Source organism: Flavobacterium sp. KBS0721 (assembly GCF_002007065.3).
In the GTDB taxonomy this organism is placed as follows: Bacteria; Bacteroidota; Bacteroidia; order Flavobacteriales; family Flavobacteriaceae; genus Flavobacterium; species Flavobacterium piscis.
The window spans coordinates 3,280,597-3,297,852 of the sequence record NZ_CP042170.1 but is presented as its reverse complement, the minus strand read 5'-3'; the positions used below and the strand labels follow the sequence as shown (position 1 = coordinate 3,297,852).

Sequence of the window (17,256 nt, the reverse complement as noted above, 5' to 3'; positions counted from 1 at the left end):
AGGAAGAATGCTTTTCAATTAAAATAACAATAAAAAATCATCTCACTTTTTATGCATTTCAAAAAAATAAAAAACTGCTTTGTTTAACTTTCATATTCTAAAATTAGAAAAAACAAAAATGTAAAACAAGCATAAAATTCTTATTTTTTTAAATTTTAAAAGCAAAATAGTCATAAAAAACAATCGAAACATCAGAAAAACCTACAGCTTTAACATAAAAATGAATGTTATAAACTTCATAAAAAAATCTAATTATTTTTTGTTAAAAAAACACAAAGTAAGTTTTGTATTACTTTTAATGATTAATATTCCATTAAAACACAGAGAAAAAAGTTAATTTGAAAAGCAAAACCTACATTTTATTTACTAAAGAAGAATTCTTTACACTATTCAAAAAAAACGAGTAAAAATACGGGGTCAAAAAAGAAAAAAAGTTTAAACAAAAGTTAAAATAATAAAAAAAAGGCAAATAATTAGAGATCAATTATTTACCTTTTAAAAAATATATTTTGTAAAATTAAGACTCGATAATAGTATTAATTTGAGTAAATAATTGTCCATCGCTTAAAAAAGCTCCTTGTTGGATCAATTCAAAAATAGAAGCATTTCTGTCTTCTGTAAGTACTTTTTTTCCTGCTTTCATTTCTATGTTTTCTGTAAACATATTATCACTTAACCATTGCAATCCGTCTTTGGTAAGAAAATCAGTTTCAGGAACCAATGACTTTAAAACTATAGATTGTACATCTTTTTCAAAACACTTGAACAGGAAAATATGGTTCCTGGAGAAATGTTCTAAATATTCTGCTCTTGACAACACACCTTCCCAAATTAAATCAGAGAAAACATCCAGTTCTTGTTCAGCCACTTCCGGCTTATTTATTTTAATAGAATCCCACTCTGCCTTATCAATAGTTTGTGTAGCTAAAAAATTAGCGAATTCTGCGTGCAATTCATCAAATTGCTCTTTTGTTAATCTTGCGTACTTCATTTTCTTTTTAGGCTTTATGCCTTACGCTATATGCTTTAAGCAAGATGCTTTGCGCAAATAACTTTAAGTCTGATTAATTATTATTTCTTTTAAACAAAAAAATCCCGATTCGCATCGGGATTTTTGTATCATATAAAAAACGATTACTTTTCAGCAACAATTTCGTATGGTAATTCAACGATTACATCTCTGTGTAAACGCACATTTGCAGTGTATTTACCAGTACGTTTAACGATACCGCTAGTGATGAATTTTCTATCGATTACTTGTCCACCTTTAGCTAAAGCTTCAGCGATGTCAATATTCGTGATTGAACCGAATAATTTTTCACCACCTGCTTTTGCGAAAAGTTTAATTTCAATCGCTTTTAAAGTTTCAGCTAACGCTTTTGCATCAGCAACAACTTTAGCTTCTTTGTGAGCTCTTTGTTTTAGGTTTTCAGCCAAAACTTTTTTAGCAGAAGGAGTTGCTAAAGCAGCAAAACCTTGAGGAATTAAAAAGTTACGTCCGTAACCAGCTTTTACAGTAACTACATCATCTTTAAATCCTAGATTCTGTACGTCTTGTTTTAAAATAAGTTCCATGTTGTTGTCCTTTATTTGAGAAGTTAGGTTCCATCTTACCGGAAACCAACAACTATTCTTTTAATATTATTTTAATAAATCGGCCACGTATGGCATTAAAGCTAAGTGACGTGCTCTTTTTACAGCTACAGAAACTTTTCTTTGGTATTTCAATGAAGTTCCAGTTAAACGACGAGGAAGAATTTTTCCTTGCTCATTAACGAATTTCAATAAGAAATCAGCATCTTTATAATCGATATATTTGATTCCTGATTTTTTGAAACGACAGTACTTTTTAGTTTTGTTAGTTTCAATGTTTAAAGGCGTTAAATATCTGATATCTCCGTCTTTTTTTCCTTTTGCAGATTGCTCTATTGTAGACATAATAATTAAGCTTTAGTAGATTTTAATTTGGCTCTTCTTCTTTCAGCCCATGAAATAGCATGTTTGTCTAAACTTACAGTTAAGAAACGCATAACTCTTTCGTCACGTCTAAATTCAGTTTCAAAAGCAATTAGAACTTCTCCAGCTACTTTGAATTCGAATAAATGGTAAAAACCACTTTTTTTGTTTTGGATTTCGTAAGCCATTTTTTTCAGACCCCAATCCTCTTTCGATACCATTTCAGCTCCTCTACTAGTAAGAAATTCTTCAAATTTCGTTACTGTTTCCTTCACCTGAACCTCAGATAAAACGGGATTTAAAATGAAAACAGTTTCATAATGATTCATAAATATAATATTTATTTGTTAAAATTGGGTGCAAAAGTAACCATTTAATTTATATATACAACACTTTTTTGCTTTTATTCGTTGTAATGTAAAAAATGCAGGCTGATTTTAGTTTTTTTTACAAAAAAATAATACATTTACTACTGCTATCCTGAATTTATTCTAAATCTTAATGTTATGAAACTAAACTGTGTTGTTGTAGATGATAGTTCTATACAAAGGACCATTATTGCAAAATTAGTTAATAATCACCCAGGTTTGCACTTAATCGGGGATTTTTCTAATGCAATAGAAGCAAAGAGCTGTATTTCTCTAAATAATATCGACTTAATTTTTCTTGATATAGAAATGCCTGTTATTAATGGATTTGATTTTCTTGACGGCTTAAAATCTAAGCCGCAAATTATATTTATTACTTCGAAAGCAGAGTATGCTTTAAAAGCGTTCGATTATGACGCTACTGATTATTTGCAAAAACCCATTGCGGTAGATCGCTTTAATGCTTCTGTAAAAAGAGCGATAGACATGCATTTGCTTAAAAAAGACGTAAAAGAAGAAGAAGGCGAACATATATTCATCAAGAGTAACCTTAAAAAACTTAAAATTTTCACAGCAAAAATCAAATGGATTGAAGCTTTTGGAGATTATGTAAGAGTGGTTACCGAGGATGATAGTAATTTAGTGCTATCTACAATGAAATCTTTTGAAAACGATTTATCAAAAGACAAATTTATTCGCGTACACAAGTCTTATATTATCAACATTGATAAGGTAGAGCGTTTTAATAGTAAGTTTGCCGAAATTGGCATTACCAAAATTCCGCTTAGCCGAAATAAAAAAGAAGATTTAGTCAAGGCACTATCAACGTCATCATAATTTAATAGAAATCGACATTCGCAATAACCTTTATAGCTCTGTACTGAGCAACAGCCTCAAAACTATTCAACATTTTCTGAATAGTTTTTTTTGTGCCTGCTAAAGGCATATTATTCGGAATCTTAATCAGAATTGTTCTGATATATTCATTCCTGATCCTGCTAATCGCTGGTTCCTCTGGCCCTAAAACCGGAATACCCAAATTTTGACTTAAAACCTGATACAACCACATCGAACCTTCTTTCAGTTTTTCAAATTCACGGTGTTTCAATGTTAGTTTTATAATCCTGAAATACGGCGGATATTTATAAATCTGGCGGTCGTACAATTGCTCCTTATACATACCTATATAATTATGGTTTGTAACTTGTTGAATTGTATTATGATTAGGATTATAAGTCTGAATAACTACTTTTCCCTGTTTCTCTGACCTCCCCGCTCTTCCTGCTACCTGCGTCATCATTTGAAAACTGCGCTCAAAAGCCCTGAAATCAGGATGATGCAGCATATTATCTGCATTCATAATCCCAACCAGACTTACGTTATCAAAATCTAAACCTTTGGCCAGCATTTGTGTTCCTACCAAAATATCAACTTCACGGTTTTTAAACGAATCAATTATTTTTTCAAAACCAAACTTTCCGCGAGTCGTATCCTGATCCATTCTGCCTGTTTTGGCTTTTGGAAAAAGCGTTACTAACTCTTGCTCTATTTGCTCTGTACCAAAACCTTTGGTCGTTAAATCAATACTTGAACAACTATGGCAATGCGTTGGTTTTGCAATAGAATATCCACAATAATGACAACGCAATTGATTTTTATGTTTATGAAAAGTCAGACTCACATCGCATTGCTGACAATGCGGTACGTGCCCGCAAGTCATACATTCTATTATAGGTGAATATCCACGTCTGTTTTGAAATAAAATCACCTGCTCGCCTAAAGACAAAGCTTCTGCAATTTCTTCAATTAAAAGATCACTAAAATGTCCTGTCATTCGTTTTCTAAAATGCTTGTCTTTTAAATCGACTAAAAGCACTTCTGGCATTCGAACATCATTATAACGCTCTGTAAGCGTAACCAACCCGTATTTATCTGTTTGTGTATTAAAATACGTTTCGATACTTGGTGTTGCTGATCCCAGTAAAACTTTTGCATTATGAAAATTAGCCAAAACAATAGCCGAATCCCTGGCGTGATATCTTGGTGCAGGATCCGTTTGCTTAAACGTCTGCTCGTGCTCTTCGTCAACAATTAGCAAACCTAAGTTCTCAAACGGAAGAAACAAAGCCGACCTTGCTCCTATTACAATTTGGGCTTTTGTTGAATTTTCGAGTGTTTGTTTCCACACCTCAACTCTTTCATTATTACTGTATTTAGAATGAAAAACTGCTACTTTATCGCCAAAATGAAGGCGTAAACGAGAGACTAATTGAGTGGTAAGCGCAATTTCCGGCAACAAATACAAAACTTGCTTTCCTGTGAGTAAATATTCTTCAATTAATTTGATATAAATTTCTGTTTTTCCGCTGGATGTAACGCCGTGGAGCAAACAAACTTCTTTATCTAAAAAACTATTTTTAATCGATTCAAAAGCAGTATTCTGAGCTTCACTTAACAACAGTTGCTTCTCAGTTGCCTGTCCGGAAAATAAAACACGATCTTGTTGCAAAAGATATTCTTCGAAAATTTCTTTATCAATTAGAGCTTTTACCGTAGTTGAAGTTGAATTCGAAACCTCAACCAGTTTTTTGACAGTGATGGGTTTCTTTTCAGAAGCCATTAGTTGAAAATAAGCCAAAACAATTTCCTTTTGTTTATTAGCACTTTTTAAAACTTCCAGCAATTCTCCCAAACCATTATCTGATTCGTATTTCGCATGTAGTTTTACATACCGAACCAATTTTGGCTTATAACTTTCTTTTATTTCTTCTTCTAAAACAATAATATCTTTTGCAATTAGTTTTTGAAGGATCGGAAAAATATTCTTTTTGTTCAAAATAGAAACAATTTCCCCAACCTTAAGCGAACTCTGATGATGCAAGGCTTCGTAAATCAAAAATTCATCATCAGAAAGTTCAGAATCATTTACTAGCGTATCCGTCTTATGCGATACTACTGTTTCACTTTCCAGCAATAATCCGGTGGGAAAAGCACCACGATATACATCGCCAATGCCGCACATATAGTAAGTTGCCACCCAAAGCCAGTGTTTGATCTGGATTTCGGTCGCAATAGGTTTTTCGTCTAATATCTGATGAATTTCTTTGGCATCATACAAACTCGGTTCATTTTGATGAATATCAATAACCAACCCGGTGTAAATTTTACTTTTACCAAAAGGCACCGCAACCCGCATTCCTTTTTTAATGAAATGAAATTCGGCCTCAGAAATACGATAAGTAAAGGTTTTGGCTAAAGAAAGCGGTAGAACAACTTCGACAAAAAACATGTAGATATTTTATTAAGATTTAAAGGATTATTTTTTATCTGAAGTTTTTGCAGCATTAAATTCCTTCACTAATTTTAAAGTATGATTTAAAGAATTCAGATCTTTCCAGTCGTCATGACCGGTAATAATATATTTAGGATTTTTAAATTTTGTCTGTACCTTTTTAATAGACTTTTCCCAGTCTTTTACATCGGCATCACCTAAATATCCTAAATCTGTAGCTTCTGTACTTTTGATAAAGCAGCCTCCGTAAAGTACTTTTTCTTTATTAAACCAAACCACTATATTATCTGTCGCATGACCTTTACCAGGATAATAAACCTCAAAAGCGTGCTGACCAACTGTAAAAGTTGTATCGTTAGGAATTATAAACTGAGCTCTTTTTTCGTTGTTTTTCTGCAGAATCTCGTCTGTTAATTTTATAGCATAGGTTTTAATTCCTTTTTTTCTATAAAAACCCAAACCTCCTGCCCTGTCTTCATGAGAATGTGTTGCAAAATGCATCACAACCTCTTTATGATGTTTTGCCTTTATACTGTCTAACAATGGCTGAAACTGGCTTTTATCCCAAGGAGCATCAAACAACACAACTCCTTTATTGGTAACCAGATACAGTGCGTTTGCAGAAATCAGCGTTCCTTTATAATCATGAAACGTTTTATAAACATAAAAGTCACCTGTAAGATGACTTATTTGTAATGGCGAATTCTTAGATTGTCCGAAACTATTGGATAATATTCCCAACAATAAAAGTATTGATGCTAACTTTCGCATTATATTTTAATAAAATTAATTCTTCACTCTCGTCCAGTATTGTGTTCTTCCCATAATAGAAATTCCAACATAACCACGTAACTTAAGCTTATCAGCAGATTCAAGTGTTATATAACATTTGTATTTTTTACCACTTGTAGGGTCAAAAATAGTTCCTCCGCTATATTCATCACCATCTTTTTTAAGTCCGTTAATAATATTTAAACCTAAAATTGGTTTGTTTTTATCTGCTCCTTCACATTTTGTACAAACATCTTTTTTATGATCGGCGCGAAGTATCTCTACAACTTTACCATACACTTTTCCTGATTTTTCGTAAATCTCTACAACAGATTTTGCTTCTCCGGTTTCATCGTCAATTGTTTTCCATTTCCCAATAACACTTTGAGCCTGAATGCTCAATGCAAAGAAAAACACACCAATAGTTAACATCCAATTTTTCATAATATTATTTGTTTTTTTGTTTTAATTTTCTGATAGAAGCATTCAATTCGAACCCTAAAAGCAGAATCATACAGTTTATCCAAATATAAAACATTAGAATCAATAATGTACCAATTGAGCCGTAAAGTTCGTTGTATTTTGAGAATTTTATAACCCAAATCCCAAAAAAGAACGAAGATATAACAATTAATATGGTCGTAAAAACAGATCCTATGCTTATAAAAGGTACTTTATTATATTGCTTTGTACCATAACGCAATAATATTGAAGTTGTTATCAAAATCATTAAAACAACAAACAAATATCGACCCAAAATAATCAGAGGAATACGATCGCTCAATACATCCTGAATAATTGTTTTTTGAATAAACACCTCAAAAACAACAATTGTTGCCACTGTTACAAATAGTATAATAGTCATAACAAGTGAAATGGCCAGCGCTACTAAATATTGACTAAACCAACCGCGTTTATCAAAAACGTGTTTAGACGATTCAAAACCACTAAGGATTCCGTTAATACCATTTGCCATCAAAAAAATCGAAAGTAAAAATCCCGATGATAACAACCCGGAATGACTATTATTTAAAATATCACTGATAATTTTATTAATCGCATCGTACGTATTGGGCGGAACACTTTGCTGCACAAACAGCAAAAAATCTCCCTGAAAATTATCTATGGGAATAAACGGAATTAAGTTTAGAATAAATAATGTAAAAGGAAATAAGGCCATGAAAAAACTAAAAGATACCGCACTCGCATGATAAGAAAATGCTCCTTCAAGAATCCCTAAAGTATACATTTCGAGCAAATCATATAGCGAAAAACCTTCGAGCCAAGGCAGCTTTATTTTTTTTAAAAGTCGAGCCAAATTGCGTACTAAAGGCAACTTTTCAATCCGGTCTTCTATCTCTTTCGACATATTTTTATTTTAGATTTTAGAGTTCTGATTTTAGATTTCCTTAAAATTCAAAACTCGTAACTCAAAACTTATAATTTCCTTAAAAAGCTTTCAAACTCAAATCCATGTTGTAAACTGAATGTGTCAAAGCTCCGGATGAAATGTAATTTACGCCACACAAACCATATTCACGAATTGTTTTTTCGTTGATATTTCCCGAAGATTCTGTTTGGCATTTTGAAGCAATTAACTGAACAGCTGTTTTGGTATCTTCATAATTAAAGTTATCAATCAGTATTCTGTGAACTCCGTCACTCAAAAGAATTTCACGAATTTCATCCAGATTTCTGGCTTCAACAATAATTTTAAGATCTAAGTTATTCGCTTTCAAATATTCCTTGGTTTTCTTTATCGCCAAAGTTATTCCGCCTGCAAAATCAATATGATTATCTTTTAACATCACCATATCATACAATGCAAAACGGTGGTTTTCTCCGCCTCCTATTTTTACAGCCCACTTTTCTGCAACTCTGAAATTTGGAGTTGTTTTACGCGTATCTAATATTTTAGCGCCTGTACCCTCCAAAAGCTGCATAAGATAATCTGTTTTTGTAGCAATTGCCGACATACGCTGCATCGTATTCAAAACTACTCTTTCTGACTTAAGAATAGACTGAGAACTTCCTGAAACCTCAAAAACCACATCTCCATATTCTACATGCGTTCCGTCTTCTATATAAGTCTTGATTTTTAGTTTTGGATCTACATATTCAAATATCATTTTTGCAAGCGCAACTCCCGCAATAATTCCCTGATCTTTCACCAATAATTTGGCCTGACCGTGCGCCGTTTCCGGAATACACGCCAATGAACTATAATCGCCTGTGCCTACATCTTCGCGAATTGCATTGCTAATTAATAGTTGTAATTCGGTTTGAAATTGTACTTCGCTAATCATTTTTCTTAAATTTTATGAGATGCTAAAGTAGGACATATTTTGTGGATTTGAAAACTACACTAAAGTGAATTTATTTTTTAACAGCAAAATACGTCTTTTTTTTACCATTAAGATATTAAGAAAATTAAGCTACCGTTCTTTATCAACTTAATATCTTAATGGTTCAAAAAACAAAAAACTTAATAGTTCAAAACAAAAAAACATTAAATATCTTTGAGGTTCATTCAAACAAGATCATGGGCTTAATTAAAGATATTTACTCGGTTACTTTTTACGAAAAATTTGTTCAGGCTGTGGCCGAAGTACATCGTGCTTTCGATAAACAAAAATTTATTGATACGATTTACGAAGGCGATTTTGCTCAAAAAGAATGGAAAGAACGTATGAAACACACCACGGTTGTGTTGCATCAATTTATGCCACAAAATTTTTCTGAAGCTGTTGTTTTAATTGATAAAATCATCGAAAGCCTGAAGAAAAATAATTTTACTGATGGTAACCTGGCTTTTATTTTCTTTGCTGATTATATCGAAATGTATGGCTTAGACGATTTTAAAACTTCGGCGAAAGCCTTTGTTTCGATCACTCAATTTATCAGTTGCGAATTTGCCGTTCGTCCTTTTATTTTAAAGTACAAAGAACAAATGATCGACGAAATGACAAAATGGTCTTTGCATGAAAATCATCACGTACGCAGATTATCAAGCGAAGGAAGCCGACCAAGATTACCCTGGGCAATGGCGATTCCGTTCTTAAAGAAAGATCCAACTTCTATCCTGCCCATTTTAGAAAACCTGAAAAATGATCCATCAGAATATGTTCGCAGAAGCGTTGCCAATAACCTGAATGATATTGCAAAAGATAATCCGCAGATTGTATTAGAAATTGCCAATAAATGGAAAAATCACAGTAAAGAAACAGACGGAATCATCAAACATGGTGCTCGTACTTTACTAAAACAAGGACATCCTGAAATTCTGAGTCATTATGGTTTAGAAAGCACGAATATCGAACTTTCTGATTTTGAAATTAAAACTCCTGTTGTAAAGATTGGAGATTATCTGCAGTTTCAATTTCATTTAAATAATAAAAACAACGAAGTAAAAACTGTTCGTTTAGAATATGCTGTTCATTACAAAAAATCAAAAGGTCATTTGGCGAAAAAAGTCTTTAAAATTAGTGAGAAAACTTATCAGCCCAATCAATTAATTAAGGTGGATAGAAATCAGTCTTTCAAAATTATTACTACAAGAGTTTTTCATACCGGAATGCATCAATTGTCTATTATCATCAATGGAAATGAAAGTGAGACTTTAGAATTTGAATTGATTAGTTAGATTTCAAAGACTATTTCGACTGCATTACAGTCGAATCTCATATTTTATTATTCCTTCATGCCTATTTCGTCAATTGCCGTAATATTAATTTTATTCTTTCTAATTAACTTGATACTTAATTTTACTAAAAAAAATAAAACAAGTGCATATAATACAAAACAAATAAAAAATCCAATCGCATATCCTGGAGCACCAACCACTCCACTTTCAAATTTTTTCTTGCAGTTTTCAAATTGGATTGGAAATGCGTAAAAAGCAGGAAAGCAAAGTAAGATTGCTAATAGTAATATTATAATACCAATTATTTTTTTAAATGTTTTCATCTATATTTTGAGTTCAAAGTTCCGATTGTTTGTTGCTAACTTTGCGAAAGTAAGATATTATCTATTTCCGTTTTTATATTTTCTTTTCAAATGCATTTAAATTTAACCTATACAAGAAAATAACTTCTGGGTTTTTCTTATTTTTATAAAACTAAAATCTAAAAACAATTTCTTAATCTAAATTAAGTTACAGATTTCTATCACAACTGTAATTTTGTTTTCAAATCAAATCAAAATAACCATGTCAAATATCAGTTTAATTATCGAAGAACGTGCTGCCAACATTGGCAATTTTATGGTAGGCCGATTATTGCCTTTCCGTGAAAAAAGAGCTGTTGGACCATTTGTCTTTATCGATCATATGGGACCTGCACATTTAAGTGATCATGAAAATATGGATGTTCCGCCACATCCGCATATCGGACTTTCGACTCTTACTTTTTTGTTTGAAGGAAGCATTATGCACCGCGACAGTTTAGGAACCGAATTGGAAATAAAACCCGGAGCCGTAAACTGGATGACGGCCGGAAAAGGAATCGTACATTCTGAAAGAACACCTGAATACTTAAGACATTCAGATAAAATCCTTCACGGATTGCAAATTTGGGTAGCCTTGCCAAAAGAATTAGAGCAAATGGAGCCGAATTTCACACATGTTGAAGCAGATGATATTCCGGCTTGGGAAGAAGATGGTGTTTCATACAAATTGATTGCCGGAGAAGCATTTGGTAAAAAATCTCCCGTTCCTGTTTACAGTCCGTTATATTTTATAGAAATAAAAAGTAAAGAGGCTAAAAAAATAAATATCGGCAATCATTTATTCGGCGAAAGCGGTTTATATATTCTTGAAGGAAGTATCAAAAGTGGCGAACATGTTTATGATCCGAAACAAATTCTTATTACAAACGACAGCACTTTATGCGAGTTTGAAATAGCCGAGAATTCTACGGTATACATCTTTGGAGGAACACCGTTTCCTGAAGAACATTTTATCTTTTGGAATTTTGTTTCCTCAGATAAAAGCCTAATCGAAAAAGCTAAAAAAGACTGGACCGAACAAACTTTCCCGAAAGTTCCCGGCGAAACTGAATTTGTTCCATTACCTGAACCTAGAATCAAATAAATTATGGATACCATTAAAGCAACCATTGATACACGAAAATATCGTACCGAAATAACCTCTAAAACGGGTAACATTCTTATTTCAGATGAACCACAGGAAATGGGCGGAAAAAATTTAGGTTTTAGTCCCTTTGAACTTCTGGCTTCGTCTCTGGCTTCTTGTACTTTAATTACATTACGAATGTATATTGACCGCAAAGGCTGGGATGTTTCAGAACTTAGTATTTGGGTAGATTTTGAAAAAAATGAAGAGCATACCGTTTCTTTGTTTGCAACGAAAATCCTAATTACAGGGAATGTAGACGATGCACAAAAACAACGAATCTTGAAAATTGCGAACAGCTGTCCTGTTCATAAAACTCTAGTAAATACAATTAAAATAGAAACCTCATTAGTATAAATAATCATGGAAATCAAACAAATAAACGATACAAGAAGAGGCCATTTTGAAGCTGTAGAAGAAGGAAAAGAAGCCGGAAAAATGACCTACACCTGGGCTGGAGATTCTAAATTCATAATTGACCATACAGAAGTAAGTGAAGAATACAACGGAAAAGGAGTTGGGAAAAAACTGCTTACAGCTGCCGTTGATTATGCGAGAAACAATAATTTAAAAATCATTCCGCTTTGTCCTTTTGCAAAAAGCGTTTTTGATAAAACAGATGAAATTCACGATGTGCTTTTTTCTTAAAGACACTAAGTTTCTGAGATGCTAAGGTGCTAAGTTTTTTTTAACCGCAAAGTTCGCAACGAATTACGCAAAGTTCGCAAAGTTTTTAGGTAAAGCTTTGCGAACTTTGCGTTTATATTAAATCTTACAGATAAAAAACCTTGCGTTCTTTGCGGTAAAATCCCATCCAGAAAATCAAATTTTAAAATCTCCTCAAAAACCATTATATTTGCATGTAATTTAAACTTAGAGTATGTCAAGGATAATTACACTTTTCTGTTTTTTCATAGCACAAATCGGCTTTTCTCAAACGGCTGAAAATTATTTAAATAAAATCAGAAATAACGAAGCTCTCTTAACAGCTTTCTTTCAACAAATGCCAAAAGGCGGCGATTTACACCATCATTTTTCAGGATCAGTTTATGCAGAACCTCTTTTAGAAAGAGCGATTGCAAAAAATTTTTATTTGAATTTAGAAACTCTGGCAGTTTCTGAAACCAAACCTGAAAAAGGAAACTGGATAAATTTCGATAGTATAAAAAAACTCAAAAAACTGGATTATTACGAACAGCAAATCATGCAAACCTGGTCGGTTAAAGACTATAATGGTTCTGTTCCTTCTGACGATCAGTTTTTTGATTCTTTTCAAAAATTTGAACCTACTATTCAAGGACATTTTGCAGAAGGAATGCTCGAACTAAAAAAACGTGCCATTGCTGAAAATGTGAGTTACATCGAAACACAATTATCAACGATTCCGTGCGATATGAATGTTTCTGATTTAACCGATTTTAATTCGAAATTGCGTCAGGCAGCAAGTCAACGAGATGAAAAAGCAGTTCTGAAACTTTTAGACGAATTGTATAAATCGATTCAAAAGAAAGATGCTAAAAAATACGCCTCAGATTTCAACAACAATTTTATAGCAAAATTGCATAAAGACTTAAAAATTGACGACGACAAATTTACCATGCGTTATCAAAATTTTGTACTTCGTTTTATGGATCCGGTTGATTTATTCAAGAATCTTACCATTGCTTTTCTCTCTGCAAACGATAGTAAACTGGTTGCTGGTGTAAACATTGTTTCTCCGGAACACGGCGAAAATTCTATGAAAGATTATTGGTTGCATATGTTAATGTTCAAATATTGCCACTCAAAATATCCAGATGTAAAATATACGCTTCATGCAGGCGAATTGACTCTTGGTTTAGTGCAACCGGAGGATTTAACGTGGCACATAAACGATGCGATTTACGTTGCAGGAGCAAACAGAATTGGTCACGGAGTTGATATTGCGTACGAAGCCAATTCATACGACTTATTGCGCTATATGGCAAAAAACAACATTCCGATTGAGATTAACTTAACGAGTAACGAATTCATTTTGAAAGTAAAAGAAAACAGACATCCGTTTACACTTTACAAAGAATTTAATGTGCCAATCGTAATCAGTACAGACGATGCTGGAATTTTAAGAACCAATATGACAGAGCAATATGTTTTATTAGCCAAAAGATATCCTGATGTTTCGTACGCTACAATAAAACAATACGTTTACAACAGTATTAATTATAGTTTTATTCAGGATGCAGCTGTGAAAAAGCAATTATTGAAAGATTTGGATACAAGATTTAAAACTTTTGAAGATAAATTTTCTAAGAACTAAAAACTTCTCTGTGAGTAAAGATGGCACACGGATTTAAACAGGTTAAAACGGATTCACGCAGATTCTTTATTTCGAAATATCAAAAAAAATCTGCTAAATCTGCTGGAGCTAATTTTTTCTCGCAGATTTAGCAGATAAAAAATATAATTATTATGATTTTAGAAGCCGCATTCCTTTACGTAAAAACTGATTTATCAAATCAATTTGAAACTGATTTTGCAAAAGCAAGTCAATACATTTCCTCTATTAATGGCTATTTAGGTCATCGTTTAGAGAAATGTCTCGAAGTCGAAAACAAATATCTTTTACTAGTCGACTGGAATACGCTTGAAGATCACACAGTAGGTTTCAGAAACTCTGAAGCGTATCTGGAATGGAAAAAGATTTTACATCATTATTACGAACCGTTTCCTGTTGTAGAACATTTCGAAACCGTTTTTGAGAATAAAAAATAGCCCACAGATTATACGGATCAAACGGATTACCACAGATTTTTTAATTCGTGCTCATTCGTGAAATTCGTGGCAAAAAAACATTAAAATGAATATCAAACTTATCGCCATAGGCAAAACAGATAACAAATCACTTCAAACTTTGATTGATGATTATACCAAACGTTTGTCGTTTTACATCAAATTCGATTTGGAGATTATTCCCGATATCAAAAACGTAAAGAATTTATCTGAAAGCCAGCAAAAGGAAAAAGAAGGCGAATTGATTCTGTCGAAATTAACCCCAACCGATCAGTTGATTTTGTTGGATGAAAACGGAAAAAACTTCTCAAGCGTTGGTTTTTCTGAAGAATTGCAGAAGAAAATGAATTCCGGAATCAAAACGCTTGTTTTTGTAATCGGCGGGCCTTACGGATTTTCAGATACCGTTTATAGCAAAGCACAAGGAAAAATTTCGCTTTCGTTAATGACGTTTTCGCACCAAATGGTTCGATTGTTTTTTATCGAACAATTGTATCGAGGCTTTACTATTCTACGAAATGAACCTTATCATCATCAGTAATGATTAATCGTTAATTTGTTGAAATTGTCTAATTGAAAATTATCTAAAAAATAAATTCTATTGGAAGTTCATCAACATTATAGCCTTTAAATTTTCCAATTAAGATTTTGTTTTGAATATATTCCTGGTAACTCATGTTTTTATCAAATAAAAAGACAACGTTTGGTGTTACTTCATATTTCTTAGCATAAAATTCTTTTATAAATTCAGTTTTCTTTATTTGCAAACCATTTGAAGAAACTAAATCACTTCCTTTTCTGAATGAAATTATGTCAAATTTACTTTCTGGTTTTCCAATTTTATAATACACTTTCGTGAAAGGCAAAAAGGCTAAATTCTTCCCGATAGAATCTGCGTAGGAATAGTAGTTTTCGGCGTTTTCGTTTTTGTGTGCACTATCAGCTCGTTTTTTCTCCTGTAGTTTTATTACTTCGGGAATAACCAATTTTAATGGTAAACGTTTGTCGATATTGAAAAGCCAATTGGTCGAAATAATACTGTTTTTACGGTTTACATCTGCAATTGTATCTTTTCCTTCTATTTTAAAAAAGATATAAATTGGTGAATGATCTTCTACGTCTTTCACAATTGTTATGTTTGATTTTGGAAGTAAAACGTCTTCTTTTTTTTCACAGGAAAATAAAAGAAAAATGATAATTAGAGTAAAGTATTTCATATTTATTATTGTTTTTTCAGCATCTAGTTTGTCATTCCGAGGAACGAGGAATCTCCGCAAGAAACTCCGTAAAGAAAATCGCCAATCTTTGTCGAGCAACTCATGGAGATTCCTCGTTCCTCGGAATGACAAACTAAACGATTATTTATTTTATAAACCTATTTTATTCATCAAAGTAACACATTCCACAGCTTCTTTCACATCATGAACACGAAGAATTTTCGAGCCCTTTGTCAAAGCAATTGTATTCAGAACTGTTGTTCCGTTTAAGGCTTCTTGTGCTGTATTACCAAGTGTTTTATAAATCATTGATTTTCTTGAAACTCCCGCTAAAACTGGTAATTCTAATACATTAAAAAGTTCCATTTTTTGCAAAACCTCATAATTCTGATCGGTTGTTTTAGCAAATCCGAAACCTGGATCTAAGATTAAATCATTGATTCCAAAACTTCTTGCTTTTCTAACTTTCTCTGAAAAATAAAAAAGCATTTCTTTTACAATATCTTCATACTGAGTCAAACTCTGCATCGTTTGCGGATTTCCTCGCATATGCATCATTATATATGGAACATTGTATTTGGCAATAACATCAAACATTTTATCGTCTAATTCTCCTGCTGCAATGTCGTTTATAATCGCTGCACCACTTTCTATACTGGCTTTTGCAACGGAAGCCCTAAAAGTATCAATCGATAATAACGCTTCAGGAAAATGTTTTAAAATCAATTCGATTGCAGGAACAATTCGATCAATTTCTTCTTGTTCAGTAATGAATTCAGCGCTTGGTTTGCTTGAATAGGCACCAATATCTATAAATGTAGCGCCTTCGGAAAACATTTTATCAACCTGAGAAATAATTTCGTCTTCGTTTTTATATTTTCCTCCGTCAAAGAAGGAATTTGGCGTAACATTCAAAATTCCCATTACTTTAGGAATCGATAAATCTATAAGTTCGCCTTTGCAGTTAATAAACATTTTGTTTCAAGTTTTATTTGTTTCCAGTCTCAAGTTGATTCAGATTGCGTAAGTTCTCGAACTTGCAACTTTAAATCTGAAACCTGAAACATTATTTTTTAGTTTCAAGTTACCGCCGTTAACACTTTGTTTAGAAAAAACTTGAAACAAAGAAAACCTGAAACTTGAAACTCTTTAATTTAATCCTTATTTTTGAAGAAATTTTAGCAAATATACAGCAATAAATGAAGAATACTTCCCTTGAATTTGATAATGTAATCACGGTTTGCCGAACCTTGTTTATCAATAAAATGACAGATTACGGCAGTGCGTGGAGAATTTTAAGACTTCCGTCATTGACTGATCAGATATTCATAAAAGCACAAAGAATCAGAAGTTTACAGGAAAACGAAGTACGTAAAGTTGATGAAGATGAAAAAGGAGAATTCATCGGAATTATCAATTATTCTATCATGGCTTTGATTCAGTTAGAATTAGGTGTTGTAGATCAGCCTGACTTAAGTGCTGAACAAGCAACTGAATTATATGATGCTAAAGTAAAACTAACCAAAGAGTTAATGGAAGCCAAAAATCACGATTATGGCGAAGCATGGCGTGATATGCGTGTAAGTTCATTGACCGATTTGATTCTGCAAAAATTACTTCGCGTAAAGCAAATTGAAGACAACAAAGGTAAAACTCTAGTTTCTGAAGGTATTGATGCTAATTATCAGGACATGATTAATTACGCTGTTTTTGCATTGATACTAGAACCGATAAAATAAAATTCCAAAAGAT

The 17,256-nt window shown here is 32.6% G+C and carries 21 protein-coding genes; 9 read left to right on the top strand and 12 right to left on the bottom strand.

Going from position 1 to position 17,256, the window contains the following annotated elements; genetic code table 11:
• Positions 1–517: 517 nt before the first annotated feature.
• From B0M43_RS14425 to rpsF, 4 genes are all read right to left on the bottom strand, one after another.
• Positions 518–991, bottom strand: a complete 474-nt coding sequence (locus B0M43_RS14425; protein WP_078008702.1) for a DUF6495 family protein — start codon at positions 989–991, stop codon at positions 518–520.
• A 143-nt stretch (positions 992–1,134) separates the two neighbouring features.
• The gene (rplI, locus tag B0M43_RS14420; protein WP_065449576.1) at positions 1,135–1,575 is read right to left on the bottom strand and encodes a 50S ribosomal protein L9; all 441 of its coding nucleotides are present in this window, start codon (positions 1,573–1,575) and stop codon (positions 1,135–1,137) included.
• 66 nt (positions 1,576–1,641) lie between these two features.
• Positions 1,642–1,938, bottom strand: a complete 297-nt coding sequence (rpsR, locus tag B0M43_RS14415; RefSeq protein ID WP_002987043.1) for a 30S ribosomal protein S18 — start codon at positions 1,936–1,938, stop codon at positions 1,642–1,644.
• A gap of 5 nt (positions 1,939–1,943) precedes the next feature.
• Entirely contained in the window at positions 1,944–2,285 is a 342-nt protein-coding gene (rpsF, locus tag B0M43_RS14410; RefSeq protein WP_007810575.1) for a 30S ribosomal protein S6, read from the bottom strand.
• 177 nt (positions 2,286–2,462) lie between these two features.
• Between rpsF and B0M43_RS14405 the strand changes: the two genes are divergently transcribed.
• Entirely contained in the window at positions 2,463–3,161 is a 699-nt protein-coding gene (locus B0M43_RS14405; protein WP_065449575.1) for a LytTR family DNA-binding domain-containing protein, read from the top strand.
• A 1-nt stretch (position 3,162) separates the two neighbouring features.
• Here B0M43_RS14405 and priA read toward each other — a convergent pair whose 3' ends face one another.
• From priA to nadC, 5 genes are all read right to left on the bottom strand, one after another.
• Positions 3,163–5,613 (bottom strand): primosomal protein N', encoded by a 2,451-nt coding sequence (gene priA / locus B0M43_RS14400; protein ID WP_078008703.1) that lies wholly within the window; start codon positions 5,611–5,613, stop codon positions 3,163–3,165.
• Positions 5,614–5,640: 27 nt separating this feature from the next.
• Positions 5,641–6,387 carry a subclass B1 metallo-beta-lactamase gene (bla-B1-FLAV, locus tag B0M43_RS14395; protein ID WP_078008704.1) on the bottom strand — a complete coding sequence of 249 codons (747 nt, stop codon included), beginning with the start codon at positions 6,385–6,387 and terminating at the stop codon, positions 5,641–5,643.
• Positions 6,388–6,402: 15 nt separating this feature from the next.
• Positions 6,403–6,831 carry a DUF2147 domain-containing protein gene (locus B0M43_RS14390; RefSeq protein ID WP_065449570.1) on the bottom strand — a complete coding sequence of 143 codons (429 nt, stop codon included), beginning with the start codon at positions 6,829–6,831 and terminating at the stop codon, positions 6,403–6,405.
• Between the two features lie 4 nt (positions 6,832–6,835).
• Positions 6,836–7,756, bottom strand: a complete 921-nt coding sequence (locus B0M43_RS14385; protein ID WP_065449569.1) for a YihY/virulence factor BrkB family protein — start codon at positions 7,754–7,756, stop codon at positions 6,836–6,838.
• Positions 7,757–7,835: 79 nt separating this feature from the next.
• Complete coding sequence (gene nadC / locus B0M43_RS14380) at positions 7,836–8,693, bottom strand: carboxylating nicotinate-nucleotide diphosphorylase (RefSeq protein WP_078008705.1); 858 nt, start codon at positions 8,691–8,693, stop codon at positions 7,836–7,838.
• 236 nt (positions 8,694–8,929) lie between these two features.
• Here nadC and B0M43_RS14375 point away from each other — a divergent pair, with 236 nt between their 5' ends.
• On the top strand, positions 8,930–10,030 hold the full coding sequence (locus B0M43_RS14375; protein ID WP_078008995.1) for a DNA alkylation repair protein: 1,101 nt from the start codon (positions 8,930–8,932) through the stop codon (positions 10,028–10,030).
• 47 nt (positions 10,031–10,077) lie between these two features.
• Here B0M43_RS14375 and B0M43_RS14370 read toward each other — a convergent pair whose 3' ends face one another.
• Complete coding sequence (locus B0M43_RS14370; protein ID WP_078008706.1) at positions 10,078–10,353, bottom strand: hypothetical protein; 276 nt, start codon at positions 10,351–10,353, stop codon at positions 10,078–10,080.
• Between the two features lie 241 nt (positions 10,354–10,594).
• On the opposite strand from B0M43_RS14370, the gene B0M43_RS14365 reads away from it, so the two are divergent.
• From B0M43_RS14365 to rlmH, 6 genes are all read left to right on the top strand, one after another.
• Positions 10,595–11,476 (top strand): pirin family protein, encoded by an 882-nt coding sequence (locus tag B0M43_RS14365; RefSeq protein ID WP_078008707.1) that lies wholly within the window; start codon positions 10,595–10,597, stop codon positions 11,474–11,476.
• A 3-nt stretch (positions 11,477–11,479) separates the two neighbouring features.
• Positions 11,480–11,875: an OsmC family protein gene (locus tag B0M43_RS14360; protein ID WP_078008708.1), complete on the top strand. Its 396-nt coding sequence runs from the start codon at positions 11,480–11,482 to the stop codon at positions 11,873–11,875.
• Positions 11,876–11,881: 6 nt separating this feature from the next.
• Complete coding sequence (locus B0M43_RS14355) at positions 11,882–12,166, top strand: GNAT family N-acetyltransferase (RefSeq protein WP_078008709.1); 285 nt, start codon at positions 11,882–11,884, stop codon at positions 12,164–12,166.
• 232 nt (positions 12,167–12,398) lie between these two features.
• Positions 12,399–13,814 carry an adenosine deaminase gene (locus B0M43_RS14350; RefSeq protein ID WP_078008710.1) on the top strand — a complete coding sequence of 472 codons (1,416 nt, stop codon included), beginning with the start codon at positions 12,399–12,401 and terminating at the stop codon, positions 13,812–13,814.
• Positions 13,815–13,966: 152 nt separating this feature from the next.
• Positions 13,967–14,269 carry an antibiotic biosynthesis monooxygenase gene (locus B0M43_RS14345; RefSeq protein ID WP_078008711.1) on the top strand — a complete coding sequence of 101 codons (303 nt, stop codon included), beginning with the start codon at positions 13,967–13,969 and terminating at the stop codon, positions 14,267–14,269.
• Positions 14,270–14,354: 85 nt separating this feature from the next.
• A complete protein-coding gene (gene rlmH / locus B0M43_RS14340; RefSeq protein ID WP_029269532.1) occupies positions 14,355–14,828 on the top strand; it encodes a 23S rRNA (pseudouridine(1915)-N(3))-methyltransferase RlmH in 474 nt (157 codons plus the stop codon).
• 43 nt (positions 14,829–14,871) lie between these two features.
• Here the strand turns inward: rlmH and B0M43_RS14335 are convergent, their stop codons facing one another.
• Both B0M43_RS14335 and folP read right to left on the bottom strand, forming a co-directional pair.
• Positions 14,872–15,504, bottom strand: a complete 633-nt coding sequence (locus B0M43_RS14335; protein WP_078008712.1) for a hypothetical protein — start codon at positions 15,502–15,504, stop codon at positions 14,872–14,874.
• Positions 15,505–15,654: 150 nt separating this feature from the next.
• The gene (folP, locus tag B0M43_RS14330; RefSeq protein ID WP_078008713.1) at positions 15,655–16,479 is read right to left on the bottom strand and encodes a dihydropteroate synthase; all 825 of its coding nucleotides are present in this window, start codon (positions 16,477–16,479) and stop codon (positions 15,655–15,657) included.
• A 224-nt stretch (positions 16,480–16,703) separates the two neighbouring features.
• Here folP and B0M43_RS14325 point away from each other — a divergent pair, with 224 nt between their 5' ends.
• Positions 16,704–17,243: a DUF1599 domain-containing protein gene (locus B0M43_RS14325; RefSeq protein WP_078008714.1), complete on the top strand. Its 540-nt coding sequence runs from the start codon at positions 16,704–16,706 to the stop codon at positions 17,241–17,243.
• The last annotated feature ends 13 nt before the right edge of the window (positions 17,244–17,256 follow it).